This is a genomic window from Aliikangiella sp. G2MR2-5, assembly GCF_015687155.1.
Lineage (GTDB): Bacteria > Pseudomonadota > Gammaproteobacteria > Enterobacterales > Kangiellaceae > Aliikangiella.
In genome coordinates, this window is sequence record NZ_JADPQF010000001.1 from 1,649,760 (window position 1) to 1,667,323 (window position 17,564).

16 protein-coding genes are annotated in these 17,564 nt (G+C 43.2%); 5 read left to right on the top strand and 11 right to left on the bottom strand.

Annotated elements, in window-relative coordinates:
• Positions 1-8: 8 nt before the first annotated feature.
• The 4 genes from lspA to murJ all read right to left on the bottom strand — a co-directional run bounded on the left by lspA (position 9) and on the right by murJ (position 6,135).
• The gene (gene lspA / locus IYN84_RS06760; RefSeq protein ID WP_196138385.1) at positions 9-578 is read right to left on the bottom strand and encodes a signal peptidase II; all 570 of its coding nucleotides are present in this window, start codon (positions 576-578) and stop codon (positions 9-11) included.
• Positions 571-3,411 carry an isoleucine--tRNA ligase gene (gene ileS / locus IYN84_RS06765; protein WP_196138386.1) on the bottom strand — a complete coding sequence of 947 codons (2,841 nt, stop codon included), beginning with the start codon at positions 3,409-3,411 and terminating at the stop codon, positions 571-573. The genes lspA and ileS overlap by 8 nt, the downstream gene beginning before the upstream one ends.
• A 114-nt stretch (positions 3,412-3,525) precedes the next feature.
• The gene (ribF, locus tag IYN84_RS06770; protein WP_196138387.1) at positions 3,526-4,467 is read right to left on the bottom strand and encodes a bifunctional riboflavin kinase/FAD synthetase; all 942 of its coding nucleotides are present in this window, start codon (positions 4,465-4,467) and stop codon (positions 3,526-3,528) included.
• 129 nt (positions 4,468-4,596) lie between these two features.
• On the bottom strand, positions 4,597-6,135 hold the full coding sequence (murJ, locus tag IYN84_RS06775; protein ID WP_196138388.1) for a murein biosynthesis integral membrane protein MurJ: 1,539 nt from the start codon (positions 6,133-6,135) through the stop codon (positions 4,597-4,599).
• Positions 6,136-6,486: 351 nt separating this feature from the next.
• Between murJ and rpsT the strand changes: the two genes are divergently transcribed.
• Positions 6,487-6,750 (top strand): 30S ribosomal protein S20, encoded by a 264-nt coding sequence (gene rpsT / locus IYN84_RS06780; protein ID WP_196138389.1) that lies wholly within the window; start codon positions 6,487-6,489, stop codon positions 6,748-6,750.
• Between the two features lie 128 nt (positions 6,751-6,878).
• Here the strand turns inward: rpsT and cgtA are convergent, their stop codons facing one another.
• The 3 genes from cgtA to rplU all read right to left on the bottom strand — a co-directional run bounded on the left by cgtA (position 6,879) and on the right by rplU (position 8,848).
• Complete coding sequence (cgtA, locus tag IYN84_RS06785) at positions 6,879-8,087, bottom strand: Obg family GTPase CgtA (RefSeq protein WP_196138390.1); 1,209 nt, start codon at positions 8,085-8,087, stop codon at positions 6,879-6,881.
• A 161-nt stretch (positions 8,088-8,248) separates the two neighbouring features.
• Complete coding sequence (rpmA, locus tag IYN84_RS06790; RefSeq protein ID WP_196138391.1) at positions 8,249-8,506, bottom strand: 50S ribosomal protein L27; 258 nt, start codon at positions 8,504-8,506, stop codon at positions 8,249-8,251.
• Between the two features lie 30 nt (positions 8,507-8,536).
• Positions 8,537-8,848 (bottom strand): 50S ribosomal protein L21, encoded by a 312-nt coding sequence (gene rplU / locus IYN84_RS06795; RefSeq protein ID WP_196138392.1) that lies wholly within the window; start codon positions 8,846-8,848, stop codon positions 8,537-8,539.
• Between the two features lie 355 nt (positions 8,849-9,203).
• On the opposite strand from rplU, the gene ispB reads away from it, so the two are divergent.
• From ispB to IYN84_RS06810, 3 genes are all read left to right on the top strand, one after another.
• Positions 9,204-10,172: an octaprenyl diphosphate synthase gene (ispB, locus tag IYN84_RS06800; RefSeq protein WP_196138393.1), complete on the top strand. Its 969-nt coding sequence runs from the start codon at positions 9,204-9,206 to the stop codon at positions 10,170-10,172.
• A 20-nt stretch (positions 10,173-10,192) separates the two neighbouring features.
• A complete protein-coding gene (locus IYN84_RS06805) occupies positions 10,193-10,687 on the top strand; it encodes a YkgJ family cysteine cluster protein (protein WP_196138394.1) in 495 nt (164 codons plus the stop codon).
• A 365-nt stretch (positions 10,688-11,052) separates the two neighbouring features.
• A complete protein-coding gene (locus IYN84_RS06810; protein WP_196138395.1) occupies positions 11,053-12,588 on the top strand; it encodes a phosphoenolpyruvate carboxykinase in 1,536 nt (511 codons plus the stop codon).
• Positions 12,589-12,667: 79 nt separating this feature from the next.
• Here IYN84_RS06810 and IYN84_RS06815 read toward each other — a convergent pair whose 3' ends face one another.
• The gene (locus IYN84_RS06815) at positions 12,668-12,946 is read right to left on the bottom strand and encodes a peptidylprolyl isomerase (protein ID WP_196138396.1); all 279 of its coding nucleotides are present in this window, start codon (positions 12,944-12,946) and stop codon (positions 12,668-12,670) included.
• A gap of 139 nt (positions 12,947-13,085) precedes the next feature.
• Here IYN84_RS06815 and yacG point away from each other — a divergent pair, with 139 nt between their 5' ends.
• Positions 13,086-13,271: a DNA gyrase inhibitor YacG gene (gene yacG / locus IYN84_RS06820; protein WP_196138397.1), complete on the top strand. Its 186-nt coding sequence runs from the start codon at positions 13,086-13,088 to the stop codon at positions 13,269-13,271.
• Positions 13,272-13,339: 68 nt separating this feature from the next.
• Here the strand turns inward: yacG and recJ are convergent, their stop codons facing one another.
• The 3 genes from recJ to IYN84_RS06835 form a co-directional block, all read right to left on the bottom strand.
• Positions 13,340-15,115 carry a single-stranded-DNA-specific exonuclease RecJ gene (recJ, locus tag IYN84_RS06825; protein ID WP_196138398.1) on the bottom strand — a complete coding sequence of 592 codons (1,776 nt, stop codon included), beginning with the start codon at positions 15,113-15,115 and terminating at the stop codon, positions 13,340-13,342.
• A 19-nt stretch (positions 15,116-15,134) separates the two neighbouring features.
• Positions 15,135-16,091 carry a hypothetical protein gene (locus tag IYN84_RS06830; RefSeq protein WP_196138399.1) on the bottom strand — a complete coding sequence of 319 codons (957 nt, stop codon included), beginning with the start codon at positions 16,089-16,091 and terminating at the stop codon, positions 15,135-15,137.
• A 128-nt stretch (positions 16,092-16,219) separates the two neighbouring features.
• Positions 16,220-17,479 carry an amidohydrolase family protein gene (locus IYN84_RS06835; protein WP_196138400.1) on the bottom strand — a complete coding sequence of 420 codons (1,260 nt, stop codon included), beginning with the start codon at positions 17,477-17,479 and terminating at the stop codon, positions 16,220-16,222.
• Positions 17,480-17,564 lie beyond the last annotated feature (85 nt).

Below are 17,564 nucleotides of genomic sequence, written 5' to 3' on the forward strand. Positions count from 1 at the left end.
GAAAAACATTAATTGTGAGAAGCTCCTGCCTTCTGTTCAGAATTTTCAGCATCACTGCCAAAAAAACCATCCAGAAGCATCATTACCGCACCTAGCATTATGACACTATCTGCGATATTGAACGCGGGCCAATGATAATCTCCGTAATACCAGTCAATGAAGTCAACGACTTTACCCAGCATAATACGGTCATAGAGATTTCCTAATGCGCCAGCAATAATTAAACAAAGCGCAATAGACAGCCATCGGTTTTTAGCCGGTAAACTGTATAGCCATATGAGCAAAACTGCCGAAACGCTGGCAGCAATCGCTCCAAAAAAGAAAACCTGCCACCCATCTTGATCAGCGAGGAATGAAAAAGCAGCTCCGGTATTGTAGCGGAGTATAAAATTGAAATACGGCATCACTTCAACCGTTTCATAAACACCCACTTCAGTGAAATAAGCGACAGCATACTGCTTGGTCGCCTGATCAATAATCAGGAAAATTAAAGTAACCCAAAGCCATTGAAGCCCTGTTTGCCAGGGCTTTAAATCATGTTTAATCCAGTGGCTGGGCTTTATCCAATTACTAGGCATAAAGACGAACTTCCCCTTCTCCTTCAACATTTGTTACGCAACGACCACACAAATCAGGATGCGCTTCGTTGGTTCCAACATCTTCACGACGATGCCAGCAACGATCACACTTTTTATGCTCTGAAGCAACGATAGCAAGTTTAAGTCCTTCCAGCTCAGTTGCATTACCTTCGCTATCACGAACGACTTTGGCTTGTGAAGTAATAAGTACGAAACGTAGCTCATCTTCCAGCTTTTCCAGAACATTGGCCAGCTCGTCATTAACGTACAAAGTAATTTCAGCTTCCAGTGAAGAGCCCAGTTTGCCGTCTTTACGCATCAACTCAAGCGCTTTATTACATTCAGTTTTTACCGAATCGATAACCCTCCAGTCATTTTCGGTAATTTTTGCATCTTGCGCGTTTTCAAACAGTCCTTCATACCAGGTCTGCCAGAAAATTTCATCGCCCTGCTGTCCCGGAATCTGCTGCCAGATTTCATACGCAGTAAAGGATAGTACCGGCATAAACCAGCGACATACAGCCTGCACGATATGATAAAGGGCAGTTTGACAAGATTTATGTGCCAATGAACCGGCTTTCGCCGTATATTGACGGTCCTTGATAATATCAAGGTAGAAACTTCCCATATCGAACGAACAGAAGTGATGCATTGCATTGGTGGCAACCATAAAGTTATAGTCTTCAAATGCAGCCTTAATTTCATTTTGAACCTGTAAGGTTCTGGCAACCGCCCAACGGTCAAGTGGCAACATATCTTCAGGAGCAACCATATCGGTAGCGGGATCAAAACCTTTGATATTAGCCAGGAAGAATCTGGCAGTATTACGCATACGACGATATTTATCAGCGGTACGCTTTAAAATTTCATCAGATACAGTGATTTCCGAGCGATAGTCGGTTGAACCAACCCACAAACGCAAAATATCTGCTCCCAGTTTATTAATAACATCTAGCGGTGCAACTACATTACCCAAAGATTTGGACATCTTGTTACCATTGGCATCAACGGTAAAGCCATGAGTTAAAACAGCTTTGTAAGGCGCATGGCCATTCATTGCAATGCCGGTCAATAGAGAAGACTGGAACCAGCCACGATGCTGATCCGAACCTTCAAGATAGAGATCAGCAGGCTCACTCAGTTCTTCACGTCGCCCCATTACCGCAGAATGAGTAACTCCAGAATCAAACCAGACATCCAGAGTGTCGTCGATTTTTACATAATCATCCGCTTCATTACCTAGTAGGTCAGTTAGCTCCAGATCAAACCATGCCTGCATTCCCTTTTCTTCAACAAGTTTGGCAACTGACTCCATTAATTCTGTCGCTCGAGGGTGAAGCTCTTCGGTTTCTTTATTGACGATCAGGCAAAGTGGAACGCCCCAGGTTCTTTGACGAGAAATACACCAGTCAGGGCGGCCGTCAACCATGCCCTCAATACGTTCTTGTCCCCAACCTGGAACCCATTGAACACCTTTGATTGCTTCAAGTGCGCTTTCACGCAGGCCGTTTTGTTCCATCGAGATAAACCATTGAGGCGTCGCTCGATAGATTAAAGGAGTCTTGGTTCGCCAACAGTGAGCGTAGCTGTGTCTGATTTTAGCCTGACGGATCAAACGCCCTTTTTCAGCCAGCATCTCAGTAATTGGTTCGTCGACTTTATAAACATGTTCGCCAGCCACTTCAGGCGTTTCTTCGGCAAAAACACCGTTAGGGCCAACAAGATTTAATGTGCCAATGCCGTATTCCTTACCGACTACAAAATCTTCCATACCATGGTCTGGCGCAGTATGGACCAGACCGGTACCTGCATCGGTAGTAACATGCTCGCCAAGGATCAACGGGATTTTTCTGCTGGCAAAAGGATGCTGGAAGACAAGGTTTTCCAGATCGCTGCCTTTGGCGCGACCGACTACTTTATGGTCCTCAACGCCCCAGCGTTGCAGAATGACTTCCACCATGGCTTCTGCCATGATAATTCTTTCCTTACCCTGCCCCAGACGCTCATCATCTTCAGTCGATACATCCAGTTCAACCAATGCATAGTCCAGATTGGCGTTGGCTGAAATCGCCTGGCTGGAAGGAAGCGTCCACGGCGTTGTTGTCCAGATAACTGCTGAAACTGGCCCTTCACCCAGACCGGAATCAACGGCATTGAACTTATCGAGTACTTGTGTTTCATTTTCTGGAGCATAACGCACATCAATCGAGAAAGACGTTTTGTCATGGTACTCAACTTCAGCTTCAGCTAAAGCAGAACCACCAACCACACTCCAGTAAACAGGTTTGAAGCCACGATGTAAGTGACCATTGTCAACGATTTTGGCGAGCGAACGAATGATATCGGCTTCGGTTTCATAGTTCATGGTCAGATAAGGCTTATCCCAGTCACCGAATACACCCAAACGAATAAAATCTTTTTTCTGGCCTTCGACTTGTTTAGCCGCATAATCTCGACATTTCTGGCGGAACTCTCCAAATGGAACTTTTGTGCCCGCTTTACCTACTTTTTTCTCTACCTGATTTTCGATAGGCAACCCATGACAGTCCCAACCTGGTACATAAGGGGCATCAAAACCGCTCAGAGTCTTACTCTTGATGCAAAAATCCTTAAGGATTTTATTGACCGCGTGACCGATATGGATGTCCCCATTTGCATAAGGAGGACCATCATGCAGAGTGTAGTTTGGACGGCCTGCACAGGCCTCTCTAATCTTCTGATACAAACCATTTTTAGTCCAGTTAGCCAACATTTTGGGCTCATTTTGAGCCAGGTTGCCGCGCATCGGAAAATCAGTATCCGGCAAGTTAAGTGTCGGTTTGTAGTCAGTCATTATTCTCTTTCCAGTTCTCTATTAATGTTTGTTCTACTAATTAAGGTTCTTTGAAATTTTTTAATACTCTGTCAGTTAAAAACAGAATTCACCGCTGGTAGGCGGTTATTTGCTTCAGCTTTCTATTTTTTCAATAAGCAATTCAGCTTGTTCAATATCTTTGTTGATTTGTGCTTTTAAAGCATCAAGCGACTCGAATTTCTTTTCCGCCCTGATAGGTGCATAAAAATCGACCGCCAATTCTATCCCATAAAGCTCGGGACTAACACCTAAAAGATGTACTTCCAAACGATAATCCAGACCGTTGACCGTGGGCCGCTTTCCACAATTTGCAGCTCCCCAGGCACTATATTTTTTTCCACCTTGTTGCCAGTGACATTTAACCAGATAGACGCCACTAACCGGCAATTTACGACGCTTTATCGCAACATTGGCTGTCGGAAATTTAATTTGGCGCCCCAGTTGCTCGCCATAGCCAACCCTTCCGGTCATCGAAAAACGGTGACCTAAGTAGCTTTCTGCCAGGTCCAGAGCCTGGTTTGCCAGAGCCTCCCTAATCAGAGTACTACTAACTCTTTGTCCATCGACCAATACGCTAGGAGTAGGCTCCAAAGTATATTGGTTAGTGGATAGCTGCTCCAATAACTGAAAGTTTCCTTTGCGCCTGTGGCCGAAATGAAAATCGTCACCGACAACCAGATGCTTGACCTGAAGCTTGTCTATTAACACCTGATGAACAAATTTTTCCGCTTCCATTTCTCTTAACGGCTGATTAAATTGAAGCACAACCAGCTTGTCGATCCCGAGCTTTTTTAGTCGCTGGTACTTTTCTTTGAAGCAGGCAAGTCTCGGCGGACACTGCTCCTTCATGAAGAACTCTTTGGGGTGAGGCTCGAATAAAAGCACACAGGAAGGTAGCCCGAGTAATTTGGCTTTTGCCAAAACCCGGTCAACTATCGCACGATGACCACTGTGTACACCATCAAAGTTACCAATGGTGGCAACACAGGCTTGTTTCTGGTGTTTTAAGTTAATCAGTCCTCGAATTAATTGCATAGGGCTCAGAAAGAATCACTTAACTTATAAAAACAAAGACCTGCCTAAAGCAGGTCTCTTCGAAGACAGAATTATATACTAGTCAATGAGTTGGGTGTAGCCATTTGATTAGCACAGCAATCAAATAGTTTAGGCGTGCTTCAAATCTTTGAACCTGACGCCGCAAACTACTAAAGCAACGGCGTACACAGCTATAGAACCAAAAACCAGAATGAGCATATTCCAGACCCTCTGGTAAAGTCCCCACGCTTGCCACTCAGTGACTGGTGCCATCAGCAAGAAGATAAAAGCAATCAAAGCCGAGTTTGCAAGTATAAGCTTGTAAAACCAGCTTCTCCATTGACTATCTGGAGTGAAAATATCCTGTTTGCGAAGATTAAAATACAAGAGAGAGGCGTTTACCGTTGCGGATATGGCAGTCGCCAGAGCCAAACCGACATGCTTTAGCGGGAAAAACAGTATCAAATTAAACAACATATTAGTAGCCATTGCTTTGATGGCAATCTTAACCGGGGTCTTAGTATCCTGGCGTGAGAAAAAGCCTGTTGCAAGCACCTTTATCAGCATAAACCCAAGTAATCCAACAATATAGGCTTTAAGGCTAAGGGAGGCCAAATAGGCGTCTGAAATCAGAAACTTACCGTGTTGAAACACCGTTAAGATGATTGGCTCTGCCATTATGAATAGTCCGATTGCCGCAGGCACGCCAATTAAGAAGACCAGTCTTAATCCCCAGTTAAAGGTTTGATTAAACTCTTCTTTATTATCTTCAGCATGTTGTCTGGAAAGCGAAGGTAGAATGACCGTAGATATGGCAATGGCAAACATTCCCAAAGGAAATTCCAGCATACGATCTGAGACATAAAGCCAGGTAATGCTGCCGGTTTGTAAAAATGATGCCAGTACCGTATCCAATAGCAGGTTAATCTGGCCAACGGAAACCCCAAACAGAGCCGGCCCCATCAGGGTCAATATCTGTTGTACACCGGGCGAATGCCACCCCCATTTTGGTTTGACTAGCAATCCTTCTTTCCACAAGAAAGGTAGCTGCAACAATAGTTGAACAACTCCGGCAACAAATACCCCCCATGCTAGCGCAATTGCGGTGGCGTCAGTCGCAGCAGGAGTTACGATAATTGCAGCGGAAATTATGGAAACATTAAGAAGCACCGGTGTGAAAGCAGGTATACCAAACTTTCCGACACTATTGAGAATTGAACCACAAAAGGCAGTGAGTGAAATAAACAGAATATACGGAAAAGTAATTTTCAGCATCAATGATGCCAGGTCAAACTTCTCAGGCTCTCCGACAAAGCCCGGACCAAAAAGCGTTACCAGTACAGGAGAGCCTGCGACTCCCACGATCGCTACAGCCACTAAAATCAAAGCCAGTGTTCCCGAAGTCTCAGCAATCAAGCGCTTTACTTCGTCGAGAGTCTTATTCGTCTGATACTCAGATAATACAGGAATAAATGCTTGCGAAAAGGCGCCTTCAGCAAACAGGCGTCTCAGAAAATTAGGGATCTTTTGCGCGACCAGAAAAACATCTGTGGCTCCCTCTGCCCCCAAAATAAAGGTAACGACAATATCGCGTACTAACCCCAGCACACGAGAAATGAAGGTCATTGCACTAACAATAATGCCCGACTTTAACAGTTGCTTTGACATCTAGTTACTTTTCTCCGTTCTTATTGTGAAGCAACCATGTATTAGTGATGGAAAATTCTCTTATAATGGAGAACGAAAAGATAAAAACTGCCACATCTACCATCAGATTATGCTGGTTTCGGCTTAAACGCCATTTTTGGACTTGAAGTTATGACCAAACGACAGGAGCCCGCTAGATTAGCCATATAAGGTGTTTCAGTCAATTAATTTGTCTGTCGGCAGCTGAGACTTCCTCTAAATGATAAAATTCCCTCAACCTGCTATTTTTAACGGATTATGCCTTGATATCCCTAATAAAAACGGGTATATTGCCGCACCTTAAATTAATGCCTAATTTTCAGGAGCAAAGCCTTGGCTAATATCAAATCCGCAAAGAAGCGTGCACGTCAGGCTGAAGGTCGTCGCCAGCATAACGCTAGCCGTCGTTCTATGATGCGCACATATATGAAAAAAGTTGTTGCTGCGATTGCATCTGGCGACAAAGCTGCAGCTGAAGCTGCATACACTAAAGCAGTGTCTGTAATGGACGTTGCTGCAGGTAAAGGTCTTATTCACGCAAACAAAGCTGCTCGTCATAAGAGCCGTTTCAATGCGCAAATCAAGGCAATGGCATAATCGCTCGATTATTGACCTACCAGATATCAAAAAACCCGCTTCTAGCGGGTTTTTTATTGATGTTAGATTCTGTTTTTAGACCCCGTTGCTTACAGCTTCAACTCCGGAGCTTGAGTTAAAACTCCTCCTTAGCGAACATACTCCCAGTTTCCGTCGTCCTCGTCATCATCATCATCATCATCGTCATCGTCATCGTCATAAAAGTCATCTTCAACCAACTCGTCTTCAATATCCTCGTCATCCATCGGAGTGGGCACTTCAAATGGTTCATCAAGCGACTCCAGAAAATCAGCCTTGTCTTCTTCATTCATTTGCTCAGACATGCCTTCAATGTGTTCGAGAATATCAAAGCACAATGCTTTGGTTCCTTCACTCTTCAATCCCGAAATGGTGTAGTATGGCCCTTGCCAATCTAGCGCTTCTAGAATTCTCTCTCTCTCTCGAGCAACAGTATCCTCATCAAGTAAATCCACTTTATTGAAAATTAACCAGATTTCCTTTTCCATCAGGTTGCTTTCGTACTCTTCCGAATAACGACGTAACTCTTCATGAATCGCCTGGATATTTTGCAAAGGATCAGACTCATCAAATGGCTTTAGATCCACCAAATGTAACAGAAGGCGCGTTCTTGATAAGTGTTTCAAGAATCTAACACCTAGTCCGGCGCCTTCAGCAGCACCTTCAATAACTCCAGGAATATCGGCAATGACAAAGCTTCGGTGGGGTTCTGGTGCGACAACACCAAGATTTGGCACCAGAGTAGTAAACGGGTAATCCGCTACTTTTGGCTTGGCAGCAGAAACACTGCGGATAAAAGTTGATTTCCCAGCATTAGGAAGTCCCAACAAGCCTACATCTGCAAGAACTCTAAGTTCTAGCCTCAGCTCCCTCAGGTCGCCCTCTGTTCCCAGACTCTTTTGACGAGGCGTGCGGTTGACTGAGCTTTTAAAACGGGTATTACCCAGACCGTGAAACCCTCCTCTGGCCACTAGCAGCTTTTCGCCGACAGTTTTCAGATCACCTATTAGTTCACCTGTTTCACTGTTGGTTACTCTAGTCCCTATCGGAACCGGTAAAAAGAGATGATTACCTTTAGCGCCAGTCATATTTTTAGGACCGCCCTTCTCACCATTTTCCGCGCCATAGAAGCGCACATAACGATAGTCAACCAGTGTATTTAACTCACTGTCAGCGACCAGATAGACGCTTCCGCCATCACCGCCGTCCCCGCCGTCAGGTCCACCTTTAGGGATATATTTCTCTCGGCGAAAACTCACAATACCGCTTCCGCCGTTGCCAGCTTTAACCTTGATGGTGACTTCATCAACAAATTTCATCGGAAAACCTGTTTAAATAATCCTAACAAATGCGATAAGTGATTATCGCAGAAAATTAGAAGAAACGCTCAATACAAAAAAAGCCCCGAACATCGGAGCTTTTTTATTCTTTTTCAACTGTTGGTCGTAACTAGTACCAACCAACCAGCTGTTATTCGCAATTAATTAGCGATAATGCTAACAGTGCGACGGTTACGTAAACCTTTAACTTCAAATTTTACTTCACCGTCTGCTTTTGCAAACAAAGTATGATCTTTGCCAACACCAACGTTTGTGCCTGCGTGGAAATGAGTTCCACGTTGACGAACGATAATGCTGCCTGCAGAAACTTTTTCACCGCCAAAGCGCTTTACACCAAGGCGTTTACTTTCGGAATCGCGACCGTTACGGGTACTACCACCAGCTTTCTTATGTGCCATTTTATCTCTCCAAAATCTCTATCAGTTCTATTACTTGCTGATGCCAGTAATTTTAACTTCAGTAAACCATTGACGATGGCCCATCTGCTTACGATGGTGCTTACGACGTCTAAATTTAACGATCTTGATTTTCTTACCACGACCGTGCTCGACAACCTCAGCGGAGACTTTCGCGCCTTCCAAATATGGTGCACCCAGTGCTAACTCAGCACCTTCACCTACTAATAATACTTTATCGAAATCGATAGTTGCGCCTTTTTCAGCGTCAATTTTCTCAAGGCGAACAACTTGACCTTCAGAAACTCGGTGTTGCTTACCACCACTTTGAATCACCGCGTACATAGTGAAACTCTCCGTCACTTAATTGTATACTCTTGATTTTCGTTAGAAAACTAGACATATACTGGTTTAGTTTTACATTTTAGTCAGGCCCCCTAGGTAGCTCGAAAGCATTCTGAAACACTGGGGATTCCTATTTGAGGGCGCGCATTTTAAGCCATTAGCCTCATTGTAGCAAGCCTAAATACAAGAAAATTGGTGATTTATGCTCTATTTACACCAATCAAACTAATACCTCGACTTTTCTATGAGTTTTTTCTTGACCATCCCCGAGTCAAGCCCTAGCATTCGCCCATAAATATTAAGAAAAAGAAGGCATTGGCCTTTTTTCACTTCTCATATCAACAAAATAAAATCAATGTCAGATATTAAAAGTATTACTGCGCTGGTTGAAGACGACTTTAATGCAACCAATCAGGTCATTTTAGACCAGTTGAAATCAGATGTCGTATTGGTCAACCAGTTAGGCCATTATATAGTCTCTGCTGGTGGTAAGAGACTGAGACCGCTTCTCGTGTTGATCGTAGCCAAAGCACTCGGCTATTGCGGTAACCAGCACCATATTACTGCAGCAATCATCGAGTTTATCCACACGGCAACTTTATTACATGATGATGTAGTTGACGAAAGCGACAGGCGTCGCGGGCGAGAAACAGCTAACGCTTTATTTGGTAACGCCGCGAGCGTGCTTGTTGGAGATTTCCTTTATTCTCGTTCATTTCAAATGATGGTTGGCATGGACAAAATGCAGGTAATGCAAATTTTGGCTAATACTACCAATCAAATTGCGGAAGGCGAAGTTCTTCAGTTAATGAACTGCAATGATCCGGATGCAACCGAAGATAGCTATTTTGAAGTAATCAAAAATAAAACCGCTATTTTGTTTGCCGCAGCTTGCCGTTTGGGTGCAATCATTAGTGATAGAGATGATCTGGCAGAGCCAATGCATCGCTTTGGTCTTCATCTGGGCCTGGCTTTTCAACTAATGGACGATGCGCTTGATTATTTCGCGGATAGTGAAGAACTTGGTAAAAACGTTGGCGATGATCTCGCCGAAGGAAAACCTACTTTACCTTTGATTTACGCCAAACAAAATAGTAATGCTGAAGGTGAAAAGCTGATACGAAAGTGCATCGAAAACGGAGGGCTCGAGCATTTGCAAGAAATACAGGAGCTAATCAGGCAAACTGGAGCAATTGATTACACCCTCTCAAAAGCCAAAGAAGAAGTTGAAAAAGCTAGAATTGAACTGAAGTTAATGCCTGAGAACCCATATACCGATGCTTTGGCAAGATTAGCTGAACTTGCGGTTGAGCGAAAAAGTTAAATATCAGATAAGGGAAAGCGATGAGTCGACCAAAACAGGATTTTATCGATATTGCCCAAGTCCCAACCAGAGTCAAAACTATTGCCGTTAAGGTCGGAAGAGACTCTGCCAACCAAAAGAAAAAACCTGTCAAGATAACAACCGACAACAAATGTTCTTTTTGCACCGGTAGCAAATGCTGCCAATACATTACCAGCTCAATTGATAGCCCTCGCTCTATTCGCGATTATGACTTTCTGCTCTGGCAGATATCCCATCGAAATATTCATATATTCAAGGACAAAGGTGGCTGGTATTTAATTGTCTACCAGCAATGTGAGCATCTCGAGTCCACTGGCAGATGCTCCATCTACGAAAAGCGCCCCTTTATTTGTCGAGAACATGATAACAAGGAGTGCGAATTTAATGCTCGCCACGATGAAGGTTGTGATCTTTATTTCCGTGATTATCATTCACTTGACCAGTACTGCCGTGGAAAATTTAAAAGCTGGGACAACCGATTTTCAAAAAATTAGAAAGAAGTCTAATTAAAATTCGCTTTTTCAAAACGATAGTTATCATTTCTATATTATTAGTAGCAAATGCAATAAGAGGAAGCTTCCCTCTCTTTCTGCCAACCCTGTTTAATCAAGCAACTACTTGAATCTACAAGCAAATCGCTGGATTAATCTAGCAGAATCGATAAATCTATGAGGAAACTTATCAAAAATGACATCGGTTACCTAAAATTAACCGAGAATATCCTTGTAATTATTCACTTTTGAGGTAGTTTAGCTGGGTCATATTTGCTAAAATCGCGCCCAATTTTTACCCTATTGCATTCGTATGCAGAAAAAACACTCAACGAAGGCAAAAACAACCCTAAAAATGGTGGAGATAAATGGCGACGCAACACCTCAACCTGACAAGTGATCAGCTTGTCGATTTGGCGCTTGAACGCAACGAAGGCGTTTTAGCTTCAAATGGCGCTTTAAGCGTGGAAACAGGAATCAGAACAGGACGTTCACCTAAAGATCGTTTTATTGTTAAAGAAGCTTCTACTGAAGCAGATATCGAATGGGGCAACGTAAACCGTCCTTTCGACGAAGACAAATTTAACGCGCTTTGGGAAAGGGTTGAAAACTACCTGAACGAGAAAGATGCATACTTCACTTCTGAACTGCACGTAGGCTCAGATCCTGAACACTACCTGCCGGTCAATGTACGCACCGAAACAGCTTGGCAAAACCTGTTTGGCCGCAACCTGTTTGTTCGTCCTGACGCATACAACCCAGCGGGTAAAGACGAGTGGCAAATTCTAAACTGTGCTCATTTCAAGTGCGATCCAGAGCGTGACGGGACTAATAGTGACGGAACCGTAATCATCAACTTTGGTCAACGTAAAGTTCTTCTGGCTGGTATGCGTTACGCGGGTGAAATGAAAAAAGCCATGTTCTCTGTCCAAAACTTCCTGCTTCCAGCAAAAGACGTATTACCTATGCACTGTGCAGCAAACAAAGATCAAAAAGGTGACGTTACATTATTCTTTGGTTTGTCTGGTACAGGTAAAACCACCTTGTCTGCGGATCCTTCTTGCGAATTAATTGGTGACGACGAACACGGCTGGGGTGTTGGCACAGTATTTAATATCGAAGGTGGTTGCTACGCGAAAACTATCGATCTTTCGCAAAAAAATGAACCCGTAATCTGGAACGCTATCAAGCGCGGAACAATTATTGAAAACGTCGTACTGGACGAAAATGGAACGCCTGACTACAGCGACGTTTCTTTGAGTCAAAATGGTCGTGCCGGTTATCCACGCGAGCATATCGATCTGCGCGTTGAAGAAAATCGCGCTGGCGAGCCAAAAGCGGTTATCTTCCTTACTTGCGACCTTACCGGCGTTCTACCGCCCGTTTCAATATTGTCAAAAGAAGCGGCTGCTTACCATTTCTTAAGTGGTTACACCGCCAAAGTTGGTTCTACCGAAATTGGTTCAACCGCGGCAATTGAGTCTACCTTCTCAACCTGTTTCGGCGCTCCTTTCTTCCCTCGTCCTGCTAGTGTATACGCTGAACTACTAATGAAGCGTATCGAAGCAAATAACGCAAAAGTTTACCTGGTAAATACTGGTTGGACAGGCGGCTCTTATGCCAATGGCGGCAAGCGTTTCAGCATCCCTACAACCCGTGCAGTTATTTCAGCTATTCAGTCAGGCAAGCTGGCGGACGCGGAAACAGTCCATATCCCTGAGTTAAATCTGGACGTTCCTGTTGAAATTGACGGAGTGGAAAGCAAACTACTTCAACCAAAGAAAACTTGGGATAATCACGCTGCATATGACGAAGAAGCAAAAGCATTAGCCAAGCTCTTCCAGGAGAATATTGCCAAGTTTGAAATTTCTGATGCAATTAAAGCAGCAGGACCTCAAGCTTAGTCAATCGACTATAAATGCAATAAAAAAACGGGAGCTTTTGCTTCCGTTTTTTTATTCGGACATAATATTAACTGTAAAATTAAGTTCTGCTGGTTACTTCAACAAGGTGATAACCAAACTGTGTTTTTACCGGCCCATGTACCACGCCAACATCTTCATTAAAGCAAACTTCATCAAACTCTTTGACCATCATACCTGGACCAAAAGCGCCAAGCTCACCACCACTCTTACCTGATGGACAAGATGAGTGAGACTTTGCCAATTCTGCAAAATCCGCTCCTTCAGCAATTTGCTGCTTTAGTTCATTACATTTTTCTTCGCTCGATACAAGAATATGTCTTGCAGTTGCAGTCACCATTGTTAGTCTCCTATCTGACTGGATTCATATTGGCAGCAAGTATAGACAGCTCGAAAGATAAAATGAAGTTCTTAACACCAAATTTTGCTATCAAACAACGAATCAAGGATAATACCAATGGTATTTTGGAGTTGTATAAATGAATGAAGAACTGATTATTTCGTGCCCTACCTGTAAAAAAAGTCTACGTTGGAAAGATGCAGAAGAGCACCGCCCTTTCTGCTCTAAGCGCTGTCAGTTAGCGGATTTAGGCGAGTGGGCAAATGAAAATCATGCCATCGCCGGTGAACCAGTTATCTCGCCAGAAGAACATGATTTCGAATAGTGTGTAGTAAATCTGTCAGCTTAATGCTTTTTCAACGTTAAGTTAGAGAGTCTTCAGTCACCCTCTAACTAGTCGACAATTTCCAACTGCTCAATTAACATCTGAACGGAAATATTTCCTCGGAATTCGTTGATATCGAGCTTATAAACTATTCTCACTCGCTCTCCGGGCTGAGCTTGCAAGTATTCAGGACAGCGAAAATAAATTGCATCGAGCTGGAGCCCTTGATTTTCCACAATCAATTTCAGATGATTTTCACCAACTATACGGCTGGTAACAACAGAAAACTCGCCATCAAAAAGCGGCTCAGGAAATCCCTGTCCCCATGGTCCGGCTTTTCTTAACTCCATCGCAAAATTAATGCTAAGTTCGCATTGTGCTAACTCACCATCGGTAATAACTTCATCTTTGATAGTTTCACCATTGAGATGAGACTCGACAGCTTCACAAAAATATTCAGCAAACTCCTGAAAATGTTTTTGTTTGATTGACAGTCCAGCAGCCATAGCGTGTCCCCCAAATTTTTCAATCAGGTGAGGATGTTTTGCATCAAGAAATGCCAATACATCACGAATATGGACTCCCTTAACCGAGCGAGCGGACCCTTTAATTGTTGGTTCTGCTGAATCGTCATCTTTTGCAAATACAATCACCGGTCGGTTAATTTTATCTTTCACTCTCGAGGCGAGAATTCCTATAACTCCCTGATGCCATTCAGGATCAAACAGACAGAGTGAAAAAGGCCGTTGCTCAGATAGTGATTCACTAGCAAAAGAATCTGTTATTTCCTCAAGATTGCTCTCCAGAAACGCGTCAATATCAAGATTGGCCTGGACTAACATATCCTGCTCGATTTGCTTTCTGGAACGGTTTAACTGATCAAGTCTTTGCGCAATAGGAAGCGCCTGCTCAAAAGTTTTTGCCATCAAGCACTCTATTCCGACCGTCATATCATCCAATCGACCAGCAGCATTTATTCTCGGCCCTAGCGCAAAACCAAGATCAGACGACTGACATTTTGTTTCATCCCTACCTGCAACATGTAAGATAGCTTTTATGCCTGGACAGGCTAAACCGCTTCGAATCCGCCTTAGTCCCTGTTCAACCAGTATTCTATTATTGCGATCAAGCGGTACTACATCGGCGACTGTGCCTAGTGCCACAATATCCAGCAAATTTGCCAGGTTAGGTACTTCAATTTGCTGTGATTCAAACCATCCCTTATTACGCATAAAACTACGCAGCGCCAACATTAAATAAAAAGCGACACCTACGCCTGCCAGATTTTTGCTTTCAAATTCACAACCAGGCTGGTTCGGATTAACGATTGCTACAGCGTCTGGGAGTTGCTCTCCCGCCAGATGATGATCGGTAACCAATACAGGAATATTTAGCTCATTCGCTTTCGCGACACCTTCAATATTAGCAATACCATTGTCGACGGTTACAATTAGATCCGGCTCTCGAAGACTAGCATGTTCCACCAGTTTTACAGATAAACCATAACCAAATTTAAAACGATCAGGAACCAGAAAATCGATATTATTTGCCCCCAATAAAGCGAGGCCTTTCATCATAATACTTGAACTGGTCGCTCCATCAGCGTCGAAATCACCTACAATCAATATTTTCTTATTGCGGGTGATTGCATCGAATAGAATCTCACAGGCAACATCAATTTCTTTTAATCCAGTTGGCGCTAGTAAATTTTTCAGTTCATATTCCAGTTCACTCGACTGTGAAATACCTCGACTTGCATACAGCTGTTGTATTTTTTCAGGAAGATAGGATAGCGAACCTTCAGGCTCTACATATTTACGGCGAACAATACTTCGTTTAATCATTTTAATACTTCACAGCCGTCTAGTTACCAGCAAACACTTTGGATGATATTCGTTTGAGCAAACTGTTTTTAGTTTTAGATCGAACTACGCCATCCTGGCACACAAGATATAGATTATCTTTTGGATAATTTTCAAGCCAGCGATACCAGCTATCAATAGCATCAGAATACTGCTCTCTTTCACTTTCGAAACATATTAAATAAATATCATGAATTTCAGGTGTGCTTTTCGTCGACTTTTCCCAGCTAAAAAATTCGCTAACAGGAGAATGAGACATGAAAATATTTTTAGCGAAAGATTTCATTAATTCATTATCTGAAACCAATAGCTGGCCTTTATCTTTTATAAATGGAATATGCTGCCGTTCACCCAGATTAACTGGATCATAAAAGTGTACATGCAGAATAGTTTCCGGTGGCAAAGATTCTAACTCTCCCCTATCAACCATCTGTTTCATCAACATTTGAATTTCCATACTCAATTGTTGAAAATATTTTCCATCCTCTCCCTGATAGGAAAAGTTAAACATGTCTTTTCCAGTAAGGGCTCCGATCGAAGGCATCTCGAATTTCTTGTTATCTTCGCTGGTATACAGCCAGGCGAATTGATCAATAACATTGATCTGCTCTCCCTCGTGCATTAATTCTTCATTAATACGGGTTACAATTCGAATGGCATCATTAGCGGAAAGCCGTAGTTGAGACTGGCCGGTCATATAGGCACCGCGATGAGTCATTTGCATAATTACCGGATCGCAGCAACAAACCATTTTTTTGCTCGACATCTGACCAAATTGGTCCTGCCTGAGCCTGCTCCAGGGAAGTTCATTCTGAGGATATCCGATTCTCTCAGCAAAATACTCCTGCCAGTCTTTCTGCAAAGGAGAAAATTCAAGCTGTTCGCTTTCGCTTAGTCCAACCTGACTTAGTTGTGCAAGAGATGCCTGAGGAAGAAATAATGTAAAAGATGACTTCATTTAATTATTCTTGATTTTGTAATTATTATCGTTAGGGACTTAAATCAATACTAATTATATCAATGGTATTCACTCATCAATAGTACTCAATACCAATACTCATAACTAGTACTATTCACTAGTATTTATTAATCAACAAAGTGGCCTCTGGTCGCAAAACACTCATCGGCAAATCGAACACCATCCGCGGCCATAAACCTTTTCACCAGAAAGTCAAACAGCCAGCTATTATACTGCCTGACTTCATTTAAAAAAGATACCTGTTGAGGCTTCAATAACCCATGACTCACCAGGTTTTTAACCGAAATAATTGGAATGACGCCTGGTAACGGAAAATCGGAAGCGTAGAGTAACCTTGAATGCCAGTGCTGATTCTTGAGCAATTTTCTAATTTCATCAATATCACGATTGAACAGATTAATAGCTGAAATGTCAGCCTTTAGATTGTTTCCATATTGCGGCTCATTCATCAAACGGGAAAATAACTCAAAATTAGACGTCATCTTTCTGGATTTGGAATCCAGATCTTCGTTTTCTCCAAGGGATGCACAATGGGCGACGATGACCTTAACCCCCCTATCCAGAGGCTTCCTCAAAAGCAAAGGATTTGAAAGAACTTGCAGCTCTTCACTATGCACAGCTTTTTCCTCTCCCGCATGAGTCAGCAGCGGAATATTCAGCGAAACTAACTTGTCATAGAACTTCTCGCAACGCTTTGATGAAGGGTCTATGTTCATTGCGGGAGGAAGCCACTTTACCGCCCTGGCACCGTGTGCAGCGCACCACTCCAGCTCCTCCAGCGCGTCTTCACGATAAGGATGAATAGATGCTATCCACTCAAAATGTTCAAATTGACCGGCAATTCGAGCCGCGTATTCATTCGGCACATAAAAAGTGGACATATCACGGTCTACTTGTCCGTTATCATCATAGTGATAATCAAACGCGAGAAGCATAAAGCGCACTCCCGCAGGGAGTTGTTTGTTTAAGCGATTGATATTTTGGAGGTAAATCTTATCTGCATGTTCTGGCTCCTGAATACAACCGGCATTCATATAAAAACTATACTGAAGTCGCTGCAATGGACTGGAGTAGCTACTCATATTGGGGCTAAGCCAGACACCACTGGGTTTACTATCGATCGATGGTTTAAGTCCGTTGCCAATTAGATGAAAATGACAGTCCCACAGGTTTGTCGGGTCAACATTTTCAAATGCCAACTGCATTAGCTCGTGATCCCATAAATGTTGCGGAAGCTTACCGCTCATACAAGGGTTAAACACCGGCCCGTCAAAATAGTTGTACCAGGCCAAAGAACTGGCGGCTACGCCAGCCAGGCCAAACGCTCCCACTTTGGTAAGCGACTTTACAAATCGTCGTCTATCCAATTGAATTCCTTATTTCACCTGAAAAAACAGCGGGAGCTCGCTCCCATGATTAGCTCTAGAATAAACACAAATCAGACGAATAAAA

Excerpts from the sequence above, each read along its gene's own strand:
- lspA (WP_196138385.1), bottom strand. The coding sequence starts at position 578 with ATGCCTAGTAATTGGATAAAGCCCAGCCACTGGATTAAACATGATTTA.
- ileS (WP_196138386.1), bottom strand. The coding sequence starts at position 3,411 with ATGACTGACTACAAACCGACACTTAACTTGCCGGATACTGATTTTCCG.
- ribF (WP_196138387.1), bottom strand. The coding sequence starts at position 4,467 with ATGCAATTAATTCGAGGACTGATTAACTTAAAACACCAGAAACAAGCC.
- murJ (WP_196138388.1), bottom strand. The coding sequence starts at position 6,135 with ATGTCAAAGCAACTGTTAAAGTCGGGCATTATTGTTAGTGCAATGACC.
- cgtA (WP_196138390.1), bottom strand. The coding sequence starts at position 8,087 with ATGAAATTTGTTGATGAAGTCACCATCAAGGTTAAAGCTGGCAACGGC.
- rpmA (WP_196138391.1), bottom strand. The coding sequence starts at position 8,506 with ATGGCACATAAGAAAGCTGGTGGTAGTACCCGTAACGGTCGCGATTCC.
- rplU (WP_196138392.1), bottom strand. The coding sequence starts at position 8,848 with ATGTACGCGGTGATTCAAAGTGGTGGTAAGCAACACCGAGTTTCTGAA.
- ispB (WP_196138393.1), top strand. The coding sequence starts at position 9,204 with ATGTCAGATATTAAAAGTATTACTGCGCTGGTTGAAGACGACTTTAAT.
- IYN84_RS06805 (WP_196138394.1), top strand. The coding sequence starts at position 10,193 with ATGAGTCGACCAAAACAGGATTTTATCGATATTGCCCAAGTCCCAACC.
- IYN84_RS06810 (WP_196138395.1), top strand. The coding sequence starts at position 11,053 with ATGGCGACGCAACACCTCAACCTGACAAGTGATCAGCTTGTCGATTTG.
- IYN84_RS06815 (WP_196138396.1), bottom strand. The coding sequence starts at position 12,946 with ATGGTGACTGCAACTGCAAGACATATTCTTGTATCGAGCGAAGAAAAA.
- yacG (WP_196138397.1), top strand. The coding sequence starts at position 13,086 with ATGAATGAAGAACTGATTATTTCGTGCCCTACCTGTAAAAAAAGTCTA.
- recJ (WP_196138398.1), bottom strand. The coding sequence starts at position 15,115 with ATGATTAAACGAAGTATTGTTCGCCGTAAATATGTAGAGCCTGAAGGT.
- IYN84_RS06830 (WP_196138399.1), bottom strand. The coding sequence starts at position 16,091 with ATGAAGTCATCTTTTACATTATTTCTTCCTCAGGCATCTCTTGCACAA.